The following is a 16,058-nucleotide window of genomic DNA, read 5'->3' on the forward strand; positions in this document are numbered from 1 at the left end:
CGGGCGCTCCCTTGCTTCGCCCGCTCAGGTCGCGTCGGCGTCGAACGGCGCGGGCTGGCCCGGCGCGAGGCGTTCGATGACCCGCTGCGGCGCCGGCTCCGGGGTCGCGGTGGGTGCAACAGCCGCGGCGGCGACCGTTGACGCGGCGGCTGTGTCGGCGCCCGCTGTGGCCTGCGCCGGAGAGTCCTCGAGGAGCGCGTCGCGAATGATCTTCCGAGGGTCGTACTGGCGCGGATCGTACTTCCGCCAATCGACCTCATTGAGATCGACGCCGGTCTCCTCCTTGAGCTGATCCCTCGCGCCCGAGGCCATGCGACGGAGTTCCCGGACGATGTTCGTGAGCTTCTGCGTGTATTCGGGCAGCCGCTTGGGGCCGATCACCAGAAGCGCGATGACCAGCAGGATGAAGAGCTCGTTCATTCCGGGCACGTTCGAAGACTACCTTCTGCGGACTGGCGAGGACGATTCGTCCCGCGCGGACTCAGTGGTCAGGGGCGGCCCGACGCGTTCAGCACCAGATGCAGTCCGCGGGCGAGCCTGTCGACGGGGCTCTCCGCGGCCTGCATCGTGCCGGCCGGGGGTGCGCCCCGCACGAGGTCCGCGGTCTCGGCGTTCGGGAAATCGGACGCGAGGACGGTGGTCTGCGGCGCCGCGCCGCCCGCGTTCCGAGGCAGCTGCTCCATGAGCGAGATCGTGTGGGAGCCGTCGCCGATGCGGATCACGAGCGTCGGGACGCCGTTGACGAGGTAACCGCGGGCGGACTCGACCTGCAGTCCGTTCCGGCGGAGCTCGGGGCAGTTCCAGCCCGCCGCCGAGAGCGCCTGGAGGTCGGCCGCGCTGAGCGTCTGGCCGGTTCCGTCGATCCCGACGGCCGCGGGCCACGCGGCGGTCGGCGCGGCCGGGAGCGGATCGCCGGCCACCGCATACGCCGTCACGGCGAGGGCTGCGAGCGCGGCGGCGGCCCCCGCCACGGCGACGCCGGCGGCGCGGAGCATCCGCGCGCGGGGCGACTCGGCCTCGGAAAGCTCGGCCTCTAGCGCGAGCTGGCGCGTCTGCTCGACGAGCCGCTGCGTCAACGAGGAGCTGGCCATGGGGACGGGCGCGCCGCGGAGCGCGGCGAGATAGCGGCGCTCCGATTCGAGCGCGCCGCGACAATCGGGGCAGCCTTCGAGGTGCGCCGCGTCGCGCGTATGGGTCCCGGCGCCCCCGAACGCGCCCGGCCGCCGTCGTTCGTGCATGGGGCGTCTCAGCGCAGGCCGGCGACGCGAGGCATGGACAGCCGCGGCTTGCCCGCACCCCGCCGAGGATCACGGTGGGCGAGCTTTTCGCGCAAGAGGGTCCGGCCGCGGTGAATCCGCGAGCGGACGGTGCCGAGCTTCACTCCGAGGGCCGCAGCGACCTCGTCATAGGAGAGCCCCTCAAGATCACAGAGCACGACCGCGGCACGGAAGTCCGGCGGGAGCTCCTCGAGGGCGGCCTGGACGTCGAGATCGAGGTTGTTCATCTCGTAGCTGCGCTCGGGGCCCGGCTCACGCCCGGGAATGCGGGACTCGGCGTCCTCGGCGAACGCATCGAAGCGGATGCGGTTCTTGCGGCGCGCCTGGTCGAGGAAGAGGTTCGTGGTGATGCGGTGAAGCCAGCCGTCGAGCGTTCCGGGCTTGAAGTTGTCGAGCGAGCGGAAGACGCGGACGAAGACCTCTTGGGTCAGGTCCTCGGCGTCGTGCTGGTTGCCCGTCAGGCGGTACGCGAGCCGGTAGACCTTGGCGGAGTGCTGGGCGACGACGTCTTCCCACGTCGGGGGCACCCAGTCGGCGGGACTCGGCTCGGAGGGTGTCTGGGTGGTCGCAGCACGTTGCGGTAGCACGTCCACGCACCTCACCTTCACAGCATCGGCGGCCGCACTGTGCTGTGGGCCTCTTGCTCACCAGGCAACCGCTGCGGAACCCCAGTCTGACAGGGGATTCTGAACGTTGGCTGATCATTCCGCCCAGAGCGTAGCGCGGTGCGTAACCCCCAAGGCGATAGGCTGGAGACGCACCCCGAGCCGAAAGCGTTTCACAACATGACCGACAAGTCCACGAGCTGGGCTTATGCCGAGGGGCTTGCCGTCGAGGACCCGATCGTGGCCCGTGCGCGCGAGCGCTCCCTCGAGCTTGGCGTCTCCCCCGTGAGTCCAGGGGTCGGCGCGGTTCTCGCGGTGCTCGCCGCCACCTCGAAGGCCCAGGCCGTCGTCGAGATCGGCACGGGCGCCGGCGTCTCGGGGGTCTGCCTCCTGCGCGGCCTGCCCGCCGCGTGCACGTTCACCACGATCGACACGGACATCGAACACCTCAAGGCCGCGCGACAGGCGTTCTCCGAGGCCGGCGTCCCGGCGAGCCGTGTGCGCGCCATCCCGGGCCGCGCGAGCGCGGTGCTCCCCCGCCTCAACGACGGCGCTTACGATCTTGTCTTCGTCGACGCGGACAAGCCCGGCACGCCCGCCTACGCCGACGAGGCCGTGCGCCTTCTGCGCCCCGGCGGCCTGCTCGTGATCAACGACGCCCTCGACCGCGACCGCGCGGCCAACCCGGCCCATCGCGAGCCGACGGCCGTGCGGCTGCGCGAGCTGCACCGGGCGCTTCGCGAGGATGAGCGACTCGCGACCGCGCTCCTGCCCACGGGCGAGGGGCTGTTCCTCGCGTCGCGGCTCTGAGACTGGCCGGTCGACGGTCGGCATCTGGCCAGTCGACGAATGGCCGCGTCCAGCCCCAAAACCACAAGAAGGCCGGCCCATTCGGGCCGGCCTTCTGGTGAGTCCGCGTGCGCTCGGGGCGCCGACAGGAGCTATTCGGTCACGCCGACGAGGCACTCCTTGAGCTGGGCAGCCTCTTCGGCGTTGAGCTCGACCACGAGCCGACCGCCACCCTCGAGGGGAACCCGCATGATCAGGCTGCGACCCTCCTTGGTGACCTCCATCGGGCCGTCGCCGGTACGCGGTTTCATGGCTGCCATGTGAACATCCCCTCTAGTTATTTGCCCGCACGTGTCTGCGAGCCGTCGGGCGCACCTTCGCTCACCGGAGTGATACGCAGACCCGCCACCTTGTCCTTGCCTTTACATTATCAGTCGGGATACCGCGGGGTAGCTAAGCCCTCCCGGTCACGGCGGCCAATCTCCGCCGCCGGGGAGCTGCGTCCAACCCCAGAGCCACTGGACCCAGACGATCTGCAGGAGCACGAACATCACGAGCACCGCACCCCGGTAGGCGCGTGATCTGGAGAGTGCCGCGCCCGCGAGCGCCAGCGGGAAGAACGGCAGCATCATGCGGAAGGTGCTCGTCTGCGGATACAGGAAGGCCAGAAGGTACAGCGCGTAGGTGGCGCACCAGAGCCTGAGCTCGAGTCCGATGAGCCTGACGTGGGAGCTCGTGAGGTAGAGCGCCGCGGCGGCGACGAGGACGAACGGCGCGATCGCTCCGATGACCGGCCCGAAGAGGTACCGGCCGGTGTCGAGCCACGGCATGAACGGCACGAGGTCGCTCCCCCGCCACACGGCCTCGGTGTCGGTATAGGCCGTCATGACGCCGGTCGCGGCCCACGCGATGGCCGGCCACGCGAGGGCGGACGCGGCTGTGGCGACCGTCAGGACCGCGAGGCGCAGCACCTCGCCGGGCGCGAGCGGACGACGGCGCCGCCCCACCCAGCGCACGAGGAAGAGGATCGCGAGCATCGCCGCGAGCGGAACCCCCACGGGGCGGGTGAGGCACGCGACGGCGACCACGGGGATCGCGAGGAGGTAGCGGCGCTCGACGATCCACAGAAGCGCCCACGCGAGGAACACCGTCCCGAGCGACTCCGCGTACGGGACCTGGAGGATGGCGGAGACCGGGAAGAACGCAAAGAACGCGACGCCCCATATCGAGGTTTCGTGCCCCGCAAAATGCCGGAAAAGGCGGTAGACCACGAGGGCCGCGGCGAAGCCGGCCGCCATCGCAACGATCTGGGCCACGACCTGCCAGGGGATGCTCGTGACGATCCAGAGGGTGCGGACCACATACGGGAAGACGGGGTAGAACGCCCACGCGTTCTCGCTGACTGTGCCCGAGGACGAGCGCGGCAGGACGTGAGGGTAGCCGTTCACGACGATCCGGCCGTACCACTCCGAGTCCCAGATCTGGAGGAAGCGGAAGTAGTCGGGCTCGGGCTCGAACCACGGATTGGTGCCCTGCTGGAGGGCTGCGGCGGCGAAGATCGCGAACGAGGCGACGCGCGAGGCCGCGAAGATCAGCAGCACCTGGACCCACCACGGCCGCCGCAGGAACCAGCGCACGGCCCGCAACAGCCAGGCACCGAGAGCGGCGTGAACGGCCGACGGCGTCGCCCGCCCAGGCGCTCCGGTCACCGCGCGCCCGTCGAGCCTGCCGCTCACTCAGGCGCCTCGACCTCGGCCTCGGCGCGCGAGACCGTGCGAAGCCGAGCAATCTCGGCGTCCTGCGCCGCAATCCTGTCCCGCAGGAGCGCGAGCACCTCGTCGACCTGGTCCATTCGGTAGCCGCGGAAACCGAGCGAGAAGCGGACCCGATCGACGTCCTGGGCGGTGGGGTGCTCGGGGAGGAAGACAGGCGGGAGCCCGGGCTCGGGCTCCTCAAGGCCGCCGTCGAGCGCCTCGGGCAGCGAGCGGCCGCGGAACGCGGCGAGACCCACCCACACGAGGCCGGCCGCGACGATGATGGCGAGGAAGACGAGGAAGAAGCTCACTCGCCGTCAGCCTTCTCAGGCGACCACACCGCTTCGGCCTCCTCGACCGCTGCCTCTTCTTCCTCCTCGGCCGAACCGAACATCCCCCCACGCCGACCCTGGGTGTTGGCGCGAAGCCCGGCCAGCACCAGATCCACGGCGTCCTCGGCCGTGTCTGTCACCTGAATGAGGTCCATGTCCTCGGGCGAGATCATGCCCTCTCTCACGAGAGTCTCGCGGAGCCAGTCGATCAGGGGTCCCCAGAATCGGGTCCCGACGAGCACGATCGGGAAGGACGTCACCTTGCCGGTCTGAACGAGCACCATGGCCTCGAAGAGCTCGTCGAGCGTCCCGAGGCCGCCGGGCAGCACCACGAAGCCGTGGGCGTATTTAACGAACATCGTCTTGCGCGCAAAGAAGTAGCGGAAGTTGATGCCCAGATCGACCCAGGGGTTGAAGCCGGTCTCGAACGGAAGCTCGATGCCGAGCCCGACTGACGTCCCCGCGCCGTCGACCGCGCCACGGTTGGCCGCCTCCATCGAGCCAGGACCGCCGCCCGTGATGACCGCGACGCCTTCTTGGGCCAGGAGCCGCCCGATGGCGAGGCCCATGTCGTAGTAGTCACTGCCCTGCTTGGTGCGGGCCGAGCCGAAGATGCTGATCGCCGGGCCGAGCTCGGCGAGCGCGCCGAAACCCTCGACGAACTCGCTCTGGATTCTCATGACGCGCCACGGATCGGTATGGACGAACCGGCCAGCCCCGTGGGTGTCGAGGAGGTGCTGGTCCGACGTGCCCTGGAGAGCCTGGCGTCGGCGCAGCTCGAGCGGGCCCTTGCGCCGGGAGGGGACGGGGCCGTCGCGGCGCGGTGATTCCGTGGTCATGCTCTTAGGCTAGCGGTCTCGCTTGAATCACGATTGGCGGGAGCGGGCTCCAGTTTCCGGACCCTGAAAGGTAATCTCCGTTACATTGGTGGGCATGACATCCGAAGCACCCTCGGGTTCACTCGTCTCTGTCCAGAGCGTGAACAAGCACTACGGCCAGCTGCACGTGCTGCAGGACATCAATCTCGACGTGCGGAAGGGCGAGGTCGTCGTCGTCATCGGGCCGTCCGGGTCCGGCAAGTCGACGCTATGCCGTGCGATCAACCGCCTCGAGACGATCGAGTCCGGCGAGATCTTCATCGACGGCAAGAAGCTGCCCGACGAAGGCGCCGGGCTCGCACGGCTCCGCGCGGACGTCGGTATGGTCTTCCAGTCCTTCAATCTCTTCGCGCACAAGACCATCCTCGAAAACGTCACCCTCGGTCCGATCAAGGTCAAGGGCGTCGACAAGAAGACCGCCGAGAAGGAGGCCATGGCACTCCTCGAGCGCGTCGGCGTCGGCCATCAGGCGCCCAAGCTGCCCGCCCAGCTTTCGGGCGGCCAGCAGCAGCGCGTCGCGATCGCCCGCGCGCTCGCCATGAAGCCCAAGGTCATGCTCTTCGACGAGCCCACCTCGGCGCTCGACCCCGAAATGATCAACGAGGTTCTCGACGTCATGGTCGAGCTCGCGCGCGAGGGCATGACGATGATCGTCGTGACGCACGAGATGGGCTTCGCCCGGAAGGCCGCGGACCGCGTGGTCTTCATGGCCGACGGCCAGATCGTCGAGCAGGCAGCGCCTGAGGAGTTCTTCACGAACCCGCAGAGCAGCCGAGCCAAGGACTTCCTGTCCAAGCTGCTCACTCACTGACCCCAGCACAGACTCCCAGGCAGGGCCCTGCGCCCTACGAGAAAGGAATGCTGACCATGGCACTCTTCCGCACCAAGAAGGCCGCCATCACCGCCGCAACCGCGGTACTAGCCCTCGCGCTCAGCGCGTGCGGGGGTTCTGGTGGTGGCACTTCGTCGTCCGAGGGATCGGGGGCCTCGGCGCCGTATACCGTCGCAAGCAACGTCTCGCTCACGGGCAGCCCGACGTTCGACAAGATCAAGTCCGCGGGCAAGGTCCGCATCGGCGTCAAGCAGGACCAGCCGGGCCTCGGCTTCCTGGACGCCGCGACCGGCGAATACTCCGGCTTCGACATCGAGATCGCCAAGTGGGTTGCCGCCTCGCTCGGCTACGGCAAGGACAAGATCGAGTTCAAGCCGATCCCGTCCGCCAACCGTGAATCGGCGATCCAGAACGGCGACATCGACTTCTACGTTGGCACGTACTCGATCACGGACGCCCGCAAGAAGCAGATCGACTTCGCCGGGCCCTACTTCATCACGGGCCAGAGCCTGCTCGTGAAGAAGAGCAACACGACGATCAACAGCGAGAAGGACCTCGCGGGCAAGACCGTGTGCTCCGCGACCGGTTCGACCCCGCTGCAGAACATCCAGAAGAACTTCCCGCAGACGCAGACCCGGCCGTTCGACACGTACTCGCAGTGCGTTGACGCGCTCAAGAACGGGCAAGTCGACGCCGTGACGACCGACCAGGCGATCCTCCTCGGCTACGCCGCGCAGGACCCGGACAACCTCAAGGTCGTCGGCCAGCCGTTCACCACCGAGAAGTACGGTGTGGGCCTCACCAAGGGCGACACCGCGCTCCGCAAGTTCATCAACGACATGTTCACGAACGGCAAGGACACCTGGCAGAAGATCTACGACTCGACGCTCGGCAAGTCGGGCACGAAGGTCCAGCAGCCCGCCGTCGACAACTACTGACAGGCGGACGGTGGGCGGGGCGCGCGGCGCCCCGCCCACCGTGCTTTCACCTCGAAAGAGAAGGCTGAAGTGAGCACGCTCCTCAACAATCTGGACATCTTCACCCTTGGGTTCAAGAACACCATCATCCTGTTCCTTGTCTCCGGGTTTTTTGCACTCATCCTCGGCACCGTCGTTGGCGCCATGCGAGTCTCGCCGATTCCGGCACTTCGCGCGTCAGGGACTGTCTACGTGAACGTGGTCCGCAACACGCCACTGACCCTCGTGATGTTCTTCTTCGCGTTCGGCTACCCCAAGCTCGGGCTCCCGGAGATCGACTTCACCGTCTCCGCCATCGTGGCCCTCAGCATCTACACCGCCACCTACGTCGCCGAGGTCCTGCGGGCGGGCATCAACACGGTCCCCGTGGGGCAGGCCGAGGCCGCGCGCGCGATCGGGCTACCGTTCACCCAGACCCTCACGCTCATCGTCCTCCCCCAGGCATTCCGCTCCGTGCTCCCGCCGCTCTTCAGCGTGCTCATCGCGCTCCTGAAGAACACGACGGTCGCGGCGGGCTTCTCGGTCACCGAGGCCGGCGCGATCCGTGCCTACCTCGCCGAGCGCGGCGAACCTGCGCTTATCGTCCTGCTGTGGGTCGCGTTCTTCTTCGTGGTCCTCGTCCTCATCCTCGCGCAGCTCCAGCGCTACTTCGAGAAGAAGTGGAAGGTGGCCCGATGAGCTCGGTCCTCTATGACGCACCAGGCGCGAAGGCCCGCGCGCGGCACCGCCTCTTCGGCCTGGTCTCCTTCGTCGTCATCGCGGCGATCATCGGGTTCGTCCTGTGGCGCTTCGCCGAGACGGGCCAGTTCAGCGCCGCGAAGTGGCAGATCTTCACCTTCGCGCGCGTCCAGCAGACGCTCCTCGATGCGACCGGCGCCACGCTCTCGGCCTTCGGCGTCGCGGCCGTGGGCAGCCTCGCGCTCGGCCTGTTCCTGGCTGTCGGGCGCCTCTCGGACCGGCCGTGGGTCTCGACCCCGTTCCACTGGTTCACTGAGCTCTTCCGGGCGGTCCCGGTGCTGATCCTCATGATGCTGCTGTACTACGGTCTCCCGCCGGCGCTCGGCGTCAAGTGGCCGCCGTACACGGCAGTGGTGATCGCACTGGTCCTCTACAACGGCTCGGTGCTCGCCGAGGTCTTCCGCGCCGGGATCGAGGCGCTCCCGAAGGGTCAGCGCGAGGCCGGCATGGCGATCGGCCTGCGGAAATCGCAGGTCATGGCCAGCATCCTGCTCCCGCAGGCGGTCCGCTCGATGCTGCCCGTGATCATCTCGCAGCTCGTCGTGACGCTCAAGGACACCGCGCTCGGGTTCATCGTGACGTACAACGAGATCCTGTTCCAGGCCAAGTTCTTCGGCTCGCAGGTCCAGTACGGGACGCCGATCGTGCCGTCCGCGATTGTCGCGGGCGTGCTGTACGTCGGGATGTGCCTCATCCTGTCCGGCCTCGCGAAGCTCGCGGAGCGCCAGCTTCGGAGAAGCCAGCGTGTGGCCGGCCCCAAGCGGGGAGCGCCGGCGCTCAGCGCGGCGCAAGGCGCGGCAAATACCATCTGAGACTGACCGGGAAAACGTTCAGGGGTCACGTCCCGTGGGTTACCCGCGGGACGTGACCCCTAGCACTTAAGCAGTGAGCCAGGCGTGCAGCGCGCGGAAGCACGCGCGGACGTCCTCGGCGGCCACGCGCTCGTCGTCCTTGTGGGCGAGGAGCGGATCGCCGGGACCGAAGTTCACGGCCGGCACCCCGAGAGCGCTGAAGCGGGCCACGTCGGTCCAGCCGTACTTGGGCTTGGGCTCCTGGCCGACGACGGCGACGAAGGCCGCCGCGGCGGGGTGGTTGAGACCGGGGCGCGCTCCCTGCGCACCATCCGTGCGCACGACGTCGAATCCCCTCAGCAGGGCGCGGACGTGGGCCTCGGCCTCGTCGAGGGTCTTGTCGGGAGCAAAGCGATAGTTGATCTCGACCGTGCAGCGATCCGGGATGACGTTGCCAGCCGTGCCGCCCTGGATCTTCACGGCGTTGAGGCTCTCGCGGTACGCGAGCCCGTCCACCTCGACCGTGGCCGGCTCGTAGGCCGCGAGTCGGGACAGGATCGGGGCGGCGGCGTGGATCGCGTTCTTCCCCATCCAGGCGCGCGCGGAGTGCGCCGCCTCCCCCGCCGTCGTCGCCTCGACGCGGAGCGTGCCGTTGCAGCCGCCCTCGACCGTGCCGTGCGTCGGCTCGAGCAGGATCGCGAAGTCGCCCGCAAGGAGTTCGGGGCTCGTGAGCGCGAGTCGGCCCAGGCCGCTCTTGGCGGCCTCGACCTCCTCGTGGTCATAGAACACGAAGGTGACGTCCCGCGTGGGGCGCGGGGCGCCGTCGTCCGTGGGGGCGAACAGCGCGGCGGCGAGCACAAGCTGGACGGCGACGCCGCCCTTCATATCGGTGGCGCCGCGACCCCACAGCGTGCCCTCGCCCGGCGCGCCATCCCACGACGACGGCACCGTGCCGCGCGCGCCCTCCGCAGCGGGCAGCGGGACCGTGTCGAGGTGGCCGGCGAGGATCACGCGTTCGGCGAGGCCCAGCTCCGAGCGGGCCACGACGGAGTCGCCGTCGCGGAAGACCGCGAGACCCGGCAGGGCCCGGAGGGAAGACTCGACGGCGTTCGCGATGGCGTTCTCCGTGCCCGAGACGCTCGGGATGTCGAGGAGCTCGGCGGTGAGAAGGGCCACGTCCTGGGTCAGTTCGAGGGTCACGGAAGTCACCCCAGCAAGCATAGTCCCGGGAGTGACCGGCGTTTCGGCTCGGGGCGGGGCCGCTCGATAGACTTGCCCCATGACTGAATCGCCCGCCGCACCCCGCTCTGCCCACGGCTTCGGCCTCGCCACGATCGCTGTCGCGTCCGGTGCCGACGGAGCCGGGAACGCGACGGTGCTCGACGTCTGGTACCCCGCGCCCGCGCTCGGCACGGCGGCCGAGCACCTCAGCGACGACGCCGTCGTGGACGCGGCCCCGGCCGAGCTCGTCGCGGCGGCCCAGGCGGGCGACGACGCGGAGCGCGGCACGCAGCTCAAGGTCGTGTTCGTCCAGATCGACCTCGACCAGCCGCCCGCGGACACCGCGGATGTGTACCTGCGCCTCCACCTGCTCTCGCACCGCCTTGTGAAGCCGAACACGATCAACCTCGACGGGATCTTCGGCAAGCTCCCGAACGTCGTGTGGACGAACTTCGGCCCGTGCCTCCCTGACGGCTTCGAGTCCACCCGCGCGCGGCTGCGCCCCCGCGGGCCTGTGACCGTGTACGGCGTCGACAAGTTCCCCCGCATGGTGGATTACGTCATCCCGTCGGGCGTGCGCATCGCCGACGCCGACCGGGTGCGCCTCGGCGCGCACCTCGCGGAGGGCACGACCGTGATGCACGAGGGCTTCGTGAACTACAACGCCGGCACGCTCGGCACGTCGATGGTCGAGGGCCGCATCTCGGCTGGCGTCGTCGTGGGCGACGGCTCGGACGTGGGCGGCGGGGCCTCGATCATGGGCACGCTCTCCGGCGGCGGCAAGGAGCGCATCACGCTCGGGGAGCGCGTGCTCCTCGGCGCGAACTCCGGCGTCGGCATCTCGATCGGCGACGATTCCGTGGTCGAGGCGGGCCTCTACGTGACGGCCGGCACCCGCGTGCGCATCAGCGGCTTCAAGGACGCGTTCGGCGAGAACGCCGAGAAGGTCGTCAAGGCCTCCGAGCTCTCGGGCCAGCCGAATCTCCTGTTCCGCCGCAACTCGACGACCGGCCAGGTCGAGGCGCTCCCGCGCAACGGCCAGACCGTGGCCCTCAACGAGGCGCTCCACGCCAACTGACCCTTCGGACCCGACTCAACGATCCCCGACGCCGCGCCGGGCCTGTCCCGGACCCCGGCGCGAGCAGCTAGGAGCTCCCGGATGGCCAAGGCCCGCACCGTGCGGCGCACGCTCACCGTCCTCGTGGCCCTCGTGCTCGCGGGCGTCGGGGTGTACATCGCCTCGGCGGTGCTCAACCGGACCGATGCGCCGGTGGTCGAGGGATGCACGGCGATCGCCAACGGGAACAAGCAGAGTCTCGCGACGGATCAGGCGGCGAACGCGTCGCTCATCACGGCGGTCGCGGTACGCCGCGGGCTCCCGGCCCGTGCCGCGACGATCGCGATCGCGACGTCGATGCAGGAGGCCAAGCTCCGCAACATCAACTACGGCGACCACGCGGGGCCGGATTCGCGCGGCCTCTTCCAGCAGCGGCCGTCGCAGGGCTGGGGCACCGAGGATCAGCTCATGGACCCGGTCTACGCGACGAACGCTTTCTACGACGCACTCGTCAAGATCCCCGGCTACGAGACCCTCACCGTCACCGAGGCCGCGCAGAAGGTGCAGCGCTCCGCGTACCCCGAGGCCTACTCGCAGCACGAGGACCTGGGCCGGGCCTATGCGTCCGCGCTCACGGGGAACTCGCACGCGTCCCTCGACTGCGCGCTGCGCAAGCCGGACTCGGCTGGCGACCCCATCGCGTTTCGGGCCGCCCTCACCCAGTCCTACGGCGCCACGCCCGCGAGCGTCGCCGCGGGCCAGACCGTCACCGTGCGCGCGGACAGCGCACTCGCGTGGTCGGTCGCACAGTGGGCCGTCGCGAACGCGAAGGGGCTCGCCGTGGCGCGCGTCGACGTCGATGGTCAGGCGTGGGTGCGGGAGGGCAACAAGGGCTGGACGGACGCGCAGACCCAGCCCGGCGTCGTCGTCATCACGCTCGCGCCCGCGCCGTAGGCTCGGCGCCCGGCGCCTCTAGATGATCATCTCCAGCACTGGGGTGAGGTAGCTCCGGAGCACCTCCGGATCGTCCATGAGCGATTGGCTCATGATGACCTTGTCCGCGTTGACGAGCCACGCGCGCTCCTCGGCGAGCGGCAGCTCGATGATGGTGAGGGTGAAATCCTTCGCGGCCGGCCCGACCTCGAGCTGGCGCTCGGCGACGATCTCCTGGAACACGCGCGTGTCTCCGCGGGCCTCGCGCTGGGCCTCGAGCCGCTCGTAGTCCGCACGCCGCTCACGCGCCCACGTGATCGCGGCGCCGAAATGTGCCTGGAGTGAGCGCTGGAGCGCGGGGGCCTCGCTGAACCCCTCAAAATCGGGCGGTGACGCCTCCGGGACCATCTCGGGATGGTTCTCGATGAGCCGAGACCACCAGACCTCCCACTCGCGGCGTAGGGCGCCGAGGCCGCCCACGTGCTGCGTGAGCTGGTGATGGTCCGATTCTCTGATCTTGGGGTGCGCTGGTGCGAGCGGCGGAAGCCCGGCCCCGACCAGTCCGGCATTGTCCTTGAGATAGAGCGCAAGCAGCATCGGGCCAGAGGTGTCCACAGTGATGCGCCACCCGGGCCCATCTGTCTGGTGCATGGTTTGACTCCTCGCGTACGTTCGCGTGTGGCGCCAGTCCGCATTCCCAGTGTATTCCGGCTTACAGAATCGAGCCCCGCCCGAGCGTCGCGGCCTGCGCGCGGACGACGGCGACGCACAGCTCCGCGTCGAGCCACCGTCCGTGCACGAGGGCGTGCAGCGAGAGACCGTCCGCGGTCGCGAGCAGCCGCTCCGCCTCGGCGACCAGCTGGTCCCTGTCCGCGTCCGGCATCGCCTCCAGCACCGAGCGCCCGACGGCGGACGCGATGCGCCCGTGCGTGGCGTCCGCGACGGGGACGAGGGCCGGGTCGGTGCGTGCGGCGAGGCGGAAGGCCATGAAGACGCAGAGGTCGACGGCGCGCTCCTCGTCGAGCGGGAGGAGTTGGCACAGTTGCGCTACGACGCCATCCGCAGCCTCGACGCGCTCGGCTACGGCTTCGGCAACCGCAGTGAACGCGTAGACCCTGAGCTCCTCCGCGGTCTCGAAGTAGTGGCGCACGGAGCCGACAACGAGTCCGGCCTCCGCCGCCACCTCGCGCAGGGACACTCGCGCAAGGCCGTCCGCGGCCACGATCCGCTTGACGGCCTCGACGATCTCACGACGGCGCTCGGCCGCGTCGACGAATCTGGGCACCTACCCTGTCTAGCACAGCATTGCGGTATCGCTTTGACAGCACGGCCGTGCTGCGTCGCGTTCAGGTGTCGCGGCGCCCTGGAGAGCACAGACCAACCGGGCCCCGCCCGTAGGATGGACCCATGCGTATCCTTGTGACCGGCGGCACCGGCTACATCGGCTCCCACACTGTCCTGACGCTCCTCGAGGCGGGGCATGACGTCGTGGTCGTGGACAACCTGGCGAATTCGAGCGAGGAGGCGTTGCGTCGCGTGGCCGAACTCGCCGGCCGGGAGGCCGCGTTCGTCCAGGCGGACATCACCGACGAGGCCGCCCTCGACGCCGTCTTCGACGCGCACTCCCCCGAGGCCGTGATCCACTTCGCTGGCCTCAAGGCCGTAGGCGAGTCCGTGAGCATCCCGCTGGACTACTACTACAACAACGTGGCGGGGACGATCGCGCTCCTGCGCTCGATGAACCGCCACGACGTCCGCACGATCGTCTTCTCCTCCTCCGCGACGGTCTACGGGGAGCACAACCCGTACCCGTACGTCGAGAAGATGGAGATCGGCGCCATGAACCCCTACGGGCGCACCAAGGAGCAGATCGAGGACATCCTGGCCGACCTCGGCGCCTCGGACGAACGCTGGCATATCGCACTGCTGCGCTACTTCAACCCTGTCGGGGCGCACCCGTCGGGCCGCATCGGCGAGGACCCGCAGGGCATCCCGAACAACCTCGTGCCGTTCATCGCCCAGGTCGCGGTGGGCCGGCGCGAAAAGCTCATGGTCTTCGGCGGCGACTACGAGACGCCTGACGGTACCTGCCAGCGCGACTTCATTCACGTCGTCGACCTCGCCGAGGGCCACGCCGCCGCGCTGCGCTACCTCGAGGGCCACGCTGGCGTGTACCGGTGGAACCTCGGCTCGGGCCGGGGCACGTCCGTGCTCGAAATGCTCCGCGCGTTCGAAGCCGCCGTCGGCTCGCCCATCCCGTTTGAGATCGTTGCCCGACGCGCCGGCGATCTGCCCGCCTTCTGGGCCGACCCCTCGTCTGCGCTGGCGGATCTCGGCTGGTCGACGACCAGGACCGTAGCACAGATGTGCGAGGACCACTGGCGCTGGCAGAAGAACAACCCCATGGGCTACGCGACCGCCTAACCGTCTCCCCGACGACGACGGCCGGCGCCTTCCATGCGGAAGGCGCCGGCCGTCTGACTCTCTGCGGTGGGCTAGCGGACCGGGTAGTCTCGCTCCGGCTCGCCGATGTAGAGCTGCCGCGGGCGGCCGATCTTGGTCTGCGGATCCTTGATCATCTCGCGCCACTGGGCGATCCAACCGGGAAGGCGGCCGATCGCGAAGAGCACCGTGAACATCTTCTCGGGGAAGCCCATCGCCTTGTAGATGAGGCCCGTGTAGAAGTCCACGTTCGGATAGAGCCTGCGCTGGATGAAGTAGTCGTCCGCGAGGGCCTTCTCCTCGAGCCGCATAGCGATGTCGAGGAGCTCGTCGTTGCCGCCGAGCTTGCCGAGGATCTCGTGCGCGGTGGCCTTGATGATCTTGGCGCGTGGGTCGTAGTTCTTGTAGACGCGGTGCCCGAAGCCCATGAGTCGGACGCCGTCCTCCTTGTTCTTGACCTTCTCCATGTAGTCCTCGGGCTTGATGCCATCGGCCTGGATCCGACGGAGCATGTTGAGGACGGCCTCGTTCGCGCCGCCGTGGAGCGGCCCGAACAGCGCGTTGATGCCCGCGGACACGGACGCGAACATGTTCGCGTTGGCCGAGCCCACGAGGCGCACGGTAGAGGTCGAACAGTTCTGCTCGTGGTCCGCGTGGAGCACGAGGAGCAGGTCGAGCGCCTTCACGACGAGCGGGTCGAGCTCGTACGGCTCGGCCGGAAGTCCGAAGCACAGCCGCAGGAAGTTCTCCACGAGGTTCATGGAGTTGTCCGGGTACAGGAGCGCCTGGCCGATCGACTTCTTGTGCGCGTAGGCCGCAATGACCGGGAGCTTCGCCATGAGGCGGATCGTGGACAGCTCCACCTGCTCTTCGTTGAACGGGTCCAGCGAATCCTGGTAGAACGTCGACAGCGCCGACACCGCCGAGGACAGGACCGGCATGGGGTGGGCGTCCCGCGGGAAGCCCGCGAAGAAGCTCTTGAGCTCCTCGTGCAGCAGCGTGTGGCGACGGATCTTCTGGTCGAACTCCTCAAGCTGCGTGGGCGTCGGCAGGTTGCCGTAGATGAGGAGGTAGGAAACCTCGAGGAAGCTCGAGTGCTGTGCCAACTGCTCGATGGGGTAGCCACGGTAGCGGAGGATGCCCTCGTCGCCGTCGATAAAGGTGATGGATGAGGTGGTCGCCGCCGTGTTCATGAAGCCGGGGTCGAACGTGACCGCCCCCGTCTCCTTCAGAAGCTTCGACACGTCGTAGCCGTCGTTGCCTTCGACCGCGGCGATACGGGGGAGGGTCAACTCCCCGCCTTCATGGCGCAGGGTGGCACCGTTCTTCTCAGTCATGGTTCCCCTTACATGGGTATGCTCGCAACAGTCCAAAACTACTCCCGAGGGCGCACGCCCGACGAATCGGTGCTCCCCGTCCCGCCGATCGCGCA

General features: G+C 68.9%; 19 protein-coding genes. 8 read left to right on the forward strand and 11 right to left on the reverse strand.

Annotated elements, in window-relative coordinates:
* Positions 1 to 24 precede the first annotated feature (24 nt).
* From ACOKR1_RS14845 to sigE, 3 genes are read right to left on the reverse strand one after another with little or no spacing between them, the layout of a single operon-like run.
* Complete coding sequence (locus tag ACOKR1_RS14845) at positions 25 to 429, reverse strand: twin-arginine translocase TatA/TatE family subunit (RefSeq protein WP_422933764.1); 405 nt, start codon at positions 427 to 429, stop codon at positions 25 to 27.
* A 59-nt stretch (positions 430 to 488) separates the two neighbouring features.
* A complete protein-coding gene (locus ACOKR1_RS14850; protein WP_422933765.1) occupies positions 489 to 1,238 on the reverse strand; it encodes a hypothetical protein in 750 nt (249 codons plus the stop codon).
* Between the two features lie 8 nt (positions 1,239 to 1,246).
* Positions 1,247 to 1,864 (reverse strand): RNA polymerase sigma factor SigE, encoded by a 618-nt coding sequence (sigE, locus tag ACOKR1_RS14855; protein ID WP_422936658.1) that lies wholly within the window; start codon positions 1,862 to 1,864, stop codon positions 1,247 to 1,249.
* Positions 1,865 to 2,062: 198 nt separating this feature from the next.
* On the opposite strand from sigE, the gene ACOKR1_RS14860 reads away from it, so the two are divergent.
* The gene (locus tag ACOKR1_RS14860) at positions 2,063 to 2,692 is read left to right on the forward strand and encodes an O-methyltransferase (RefSeq protein WP_422933766.1); all 630 of its coding nucleotides are present in this window, start codon (positions 2,063 to 2,065) and stop codon (positions 2,690 to 2,692) included.
* A 131-nt stretch (positions 2,693 to 2,823) separates the two neighbouring features.
* On the opposite strand, the gene ACOKR1_RS14865 is transcribed toward ACOKR1_RS14860, so the two are convergent.
* The 4 genes from ACOKR1_RS14865 to ACOKR1_RS14880 all read right to left on the reverse strand — a co-directional run bounded on the left by ACOKR1_RS14865 (position 2,824) and on the right by ACOKR1_RS14880 (position 5,596).
* Positions 2,824 to 2,991, reverse strand: coding sequence for a DUF3117 domain-containing protein (locus ACOKR1_RS14865; RefSeq protein ID WP_138414063.1), 168 nt, complete (start codon positions 2,989 to 2,991; stop codon positions 2,824 to 2,826).
* Positions 2,992 to 3,138: 147 nt separating this feature from the next.
* A complete protein-coding gene (locus tag ACOKR1_RS14870) occupies positions 3,139 to 4,407 on the reverse strand; it encodes a hypothetical protein (RefSeq protein ID WP_422933767.1) in 1,269 nt (422 codons plus the stop codon).
* Positions 4,404 to 4,736 carry a DivIVA domain-containing protein gene (locus ACOKR1_RS14875; RefSeq protein WP_422933768.1) on the reverse strand — a complete coding sequence of 111 codons (333 nt, stop codon included), beginning with the start codon at positions 4,734 to 4,736 and terminating at the stop codon, positions 4,404 to 4,406. The genes ACOKR1_RS14870 and ACOKR1_RS14875 overlap by 4 nt, the downstream gene beginning before the upstream one ends.
* Positions 4,733 to 5,596 carry a TIGR00730 family Rossman fold protein gene (locus ACOKR1_RS14880; protein ID WP_422933769.1) on the reverse strand — a complete coding sequence of 288 codons (864 nt, stop codon included), beginning with the start codon at positions 5,594 to 5,596 and terminating at the stop codon, positions 4,733 to 4,735. Before ACOKR1_RS14880 ends, ACOKR1_RS14875 begins: the two co-directional genes overlap by 4 nt.
* A 94-nt stretch (positions 5,597 to 5,690) precedes the next feature.
* Here ACOKR1_RS14880 and ACOKR1_RS14885 point away from each other — a divergent pair, with 94 nt between their 5' ends.
* The 4 genes from ACOKR1_RS14885 to ACOKR1_RS14900 all read left to right on the forward strand — a co-directional run bounded on the left by ACOKR1_RS14885 (position 5,691) and on the right by ACOKR1_RS14900 (position 8,994).
* On the forward strand, positions 5,691 to 6,446 hold the full coding sequence (locus ACOKR1_RS14885) for an amino acid ABC transporter ATP-binding protein (protein WP_422933770.1): 756 nt from the start codon (positions 5,691 to 5,693) through the stop codon (positions 6,444 to 6,446).
* A 56-nt stretch (positions 6,447 to 6,502) separates the two neighbouring features.
* Positions 6,503 to 7,405, forward strand: a complete 903-nt coding sequence (locus tag ACOKR1_RS14890) for a glutamate ABC transporter substrate-binding protein (RefSeq protein ID WP_422933771.1) — start codon at positions 6,503 to 6,505, stop codon at positions 7,403 to 7,405.
* Positions 7,406 to 7,474: 69 nt separating this feature from the next.
* Positions 7,475 to 8,122 carry an amino acid ABC transporter permease gene (locus ACOKR1_RS14895; protein WP_422933772.1) on the forward strand — a complete coding sequence of 216 codons (648 nt, stop codon included), beginning with the start codon at positions 7,475 to 7,477 and terminating at the stop codon, positions 8,120 to 8,122.
* Positions 8,119 to 8,994: an amino acid ABC transporter permease gene (locus ACOKR1_RS14900; RefSeq protein ID WP_422933773.1), complete on the forward strand. Its 876-nt coding sequence runs from the start codon at positions 8,119 to 8,121 to the stop codon at positions 8,992 to 8,994. Before ACOKR1_RS14895 ends, ACOKR1_RS14900 begins: the two co-directional genes overlap by 4 nt.
* Positions 8,995 to 9,060: 66 nt before the next feature.
* Here ACOKR1_RS14900 and dapE read toward each other — a convergent pair whose 3' ends face one another.
* Positions 9,061 to 10,194, reverse strand: coding sequence for a succinyl-diaminopimelate desuccinylase (gene dapE / locus ACOKR1_RS14905; RefSeq protein WP_422933774.1), 1,134 nt, complete (start codon positions 10,192 to 10,194; stop codon positions 9,061 to 9,063).
* A gap of 58 nt (positions 10,195 to 10,252) precedes the next feature.
* On the opposite strand from dapE, the gene dapD reads away from it, so the two are divergent.
* Positions 10,253 to 11,272, forward strand: a complete 1,020-nt coding sequence (gene dapD / locus ACOKR1_RS14910; protein ID WP_422933775.1) for a 2,3,4,5-tetrahydropyridine-2,6-dicarboxylate N-succinyltransferase — start codon at positions 10,253 to 10,255, stop codon at positions 11,270 to 11,272.
* 81 nt (positions 11,273 to 11,353) lie between these two features.
* Positions 11,354 to 12,205, forward strand: coding sequence for a hypothetical protein (locus ACOKR1_RS14915; RefSeq protein ID WP_422933776.1), 852 nt, complete (start codon positions 11,354 to 11,356; stop codon positions 12,203 to 12,205).
* 18 nt (positions 12,206 to 12,223) lie between these two features.
* On the opposite strand, the gene ACOKR1_RS14920 is transcribed toward ACOKR1_RS14915, so the two are convergent.
* Together ACOKR1_RS14920 and ACOKR1_RS14925 are read right to left on the reverse strand one after the other, a co-directional pair.
* On the reverse strand, positions 12,224 to 12,835 hold the full coding sequence (locus ACOKR1_RS14920) for a hypothetical protein (protein WP_422933777.1): 612 nt from the start codon (positions 12,833 to 12,835) through the stop codon (positions 12,224 to 12,226).
* A gap of 61 nt (positions 12,836 to 12,896) precedes the next feature.
* Positions 12,897 to 13,469, reverse strand: coding sequence for a TetR/AcrR family transcriptional regulator (locus tag ACOKR1_RS14925; protein ID WP_422933778.1), 573 nt, complete (start codon positions 13,467 to 13,469; stop codon positions 12,897 to 12,899).
* 122 nt (positions 13,470 to 13,591) lie between these two features.
* On the opposite strand from ACOKR1_RS14925, the gene galE reads away from it, so the two are divergent.
* Positions 13,592 to 14,608: a UDP-glucose 4-epimerase GalE gene (gene galE / locus ACOKR1_RS14930; protein WP_422933779.1), complete on the forward strand. Its 1,017-nt coding sequence runs from the start codon at positions 13,592 to 13,594 to the stop codon at positions 14,606 to 14,608.
* A 71-nt stretch (positions 14,609 to 14,679) separates the two neighbouring features.
* On the opposite strand, the gene ACOKR1_RS14935 is transcribed toward galE, so the two are convergent.
* Positions 14,680 to 15,963, reverse strand: coding sequence for a citrate synthase (locus ACOKR1_RS14935; RefSeq protein WP_422933780.1), 1,284 nt, complete (start codon positions 15,961 to 15,963; stop codon positions 14,680 to 14,682).
* Positions 15,964 to 16,058: the final 95 nt, after the last annotated feature.

Origin of the sequence: Sinomonas sp. P47F7 (genome assembly GCF_049332655.1) — a bacterium.
GTDB lineage: Bacteria > Actinomycetota > Actinomycetes > Actinomycetales > Micrococcaceae > Sinomonas.

What these genes read in the sequence shown, in the direction of transcription:
- ACOKR1_RS14850 (WP_422933765.1), bottom strand. Translation starts at nt 1,238, where the DNA reads ATGCACGAACGACGGCGGCCGGGCGCGTTCGGGGGCGCCGGGACCCAT.
- ACOKR1_RS14860 (WP_422933766.1), top strand. Translation starts at nt 2,063, where the DNA reads ATGACCGACAAGTCCACGAGCTGGGCTTATGCCGAGGGGCTTGCCGTC.
- ACOKR1_RS14865 (WP_138414063.1), bottom strand. Translation starts at nt 2,991, where the DNA reads ATGGCAGCCATGAAACCGCGTACCGGCGACGGCCCGATGGAGGTCACC.
- ACOKR1_RS14880 (WP_422933769.1), bottom strand. Translation starts at nt 5,596, where the DNA reads ATGACCACGGAATCACCGCGCCGCGACGGCCCCGTCCCCTCCCGGCGC.
- ACOKR1_RS14885 (WP_422933770.1), top strand. Translation starts at nt 5,691, where the DNA reads ATGACATCCGAAGCACCCTCGGGTTCACTCGTCTCTGTCCAGAGCGTG.
- ACOKR1_RS14890 (WP_422933771.1), top strand. Translation starts at nt 6,503, where the DNA reads ATGGCACTCTTCCGCACCAAGAAGGCCGCCATCACCGCCGCAACCGCG.
- ACOKR1_RS14900 (WP_422933773.1), top strand. Translation starts at nt 8,119, where the DNA reads ATGAGCTCGGTCCTCTATGACGCACCAGGCGCGAAGGCCCGCGCGCGG.
- dapE (WP_422933774.1), bottom strand. Translation starts at nt 10,194, where the DNA reads ATGCTTGCTGGGGTGACTTCCGTGACCCTCGAACTGACCCAGGACGTG.
- dapD (WP_422933775.1), top strand. Translation starts at nt 10,253, where the DNA reads ATGACTGAATCGCCCGCCGCACCCCGCTCTGCCCACGGCTTCGGCCTC.
- ACOKR1_RS14915 (WP_422933776.1), top strand. Translation starts at nt 11,354, where the DNA reads ATGGCCAAGGCCCGCACCGTGCGGCGCACGCTCACCGTCCTCGTGGCC.
- ACOKR1_RS14920 (WP_422933777.1), bottom strand. Translation starts at nt 12,835, where the DNA reads ATGCACCAGACAGATGGGCCCGGGTGGCGCATCACTGTGGACACCTCT.
- galE (WP_422933779.1), top strand. Translation starts at nt 13,592, where the DNA reads ATGCGTATCCTTGTGACCGGCGGCACCGGCTACATCGGCTCCCACACT.
- ACOKR1_RS14935 (WP_422933780.1), bottom strand. Translation starts at nt 15,963, where the DNA reads ATGACTGAGAAGAACGGTGCCACCCTGCGCCATGAAGGCGGGGAGTTG.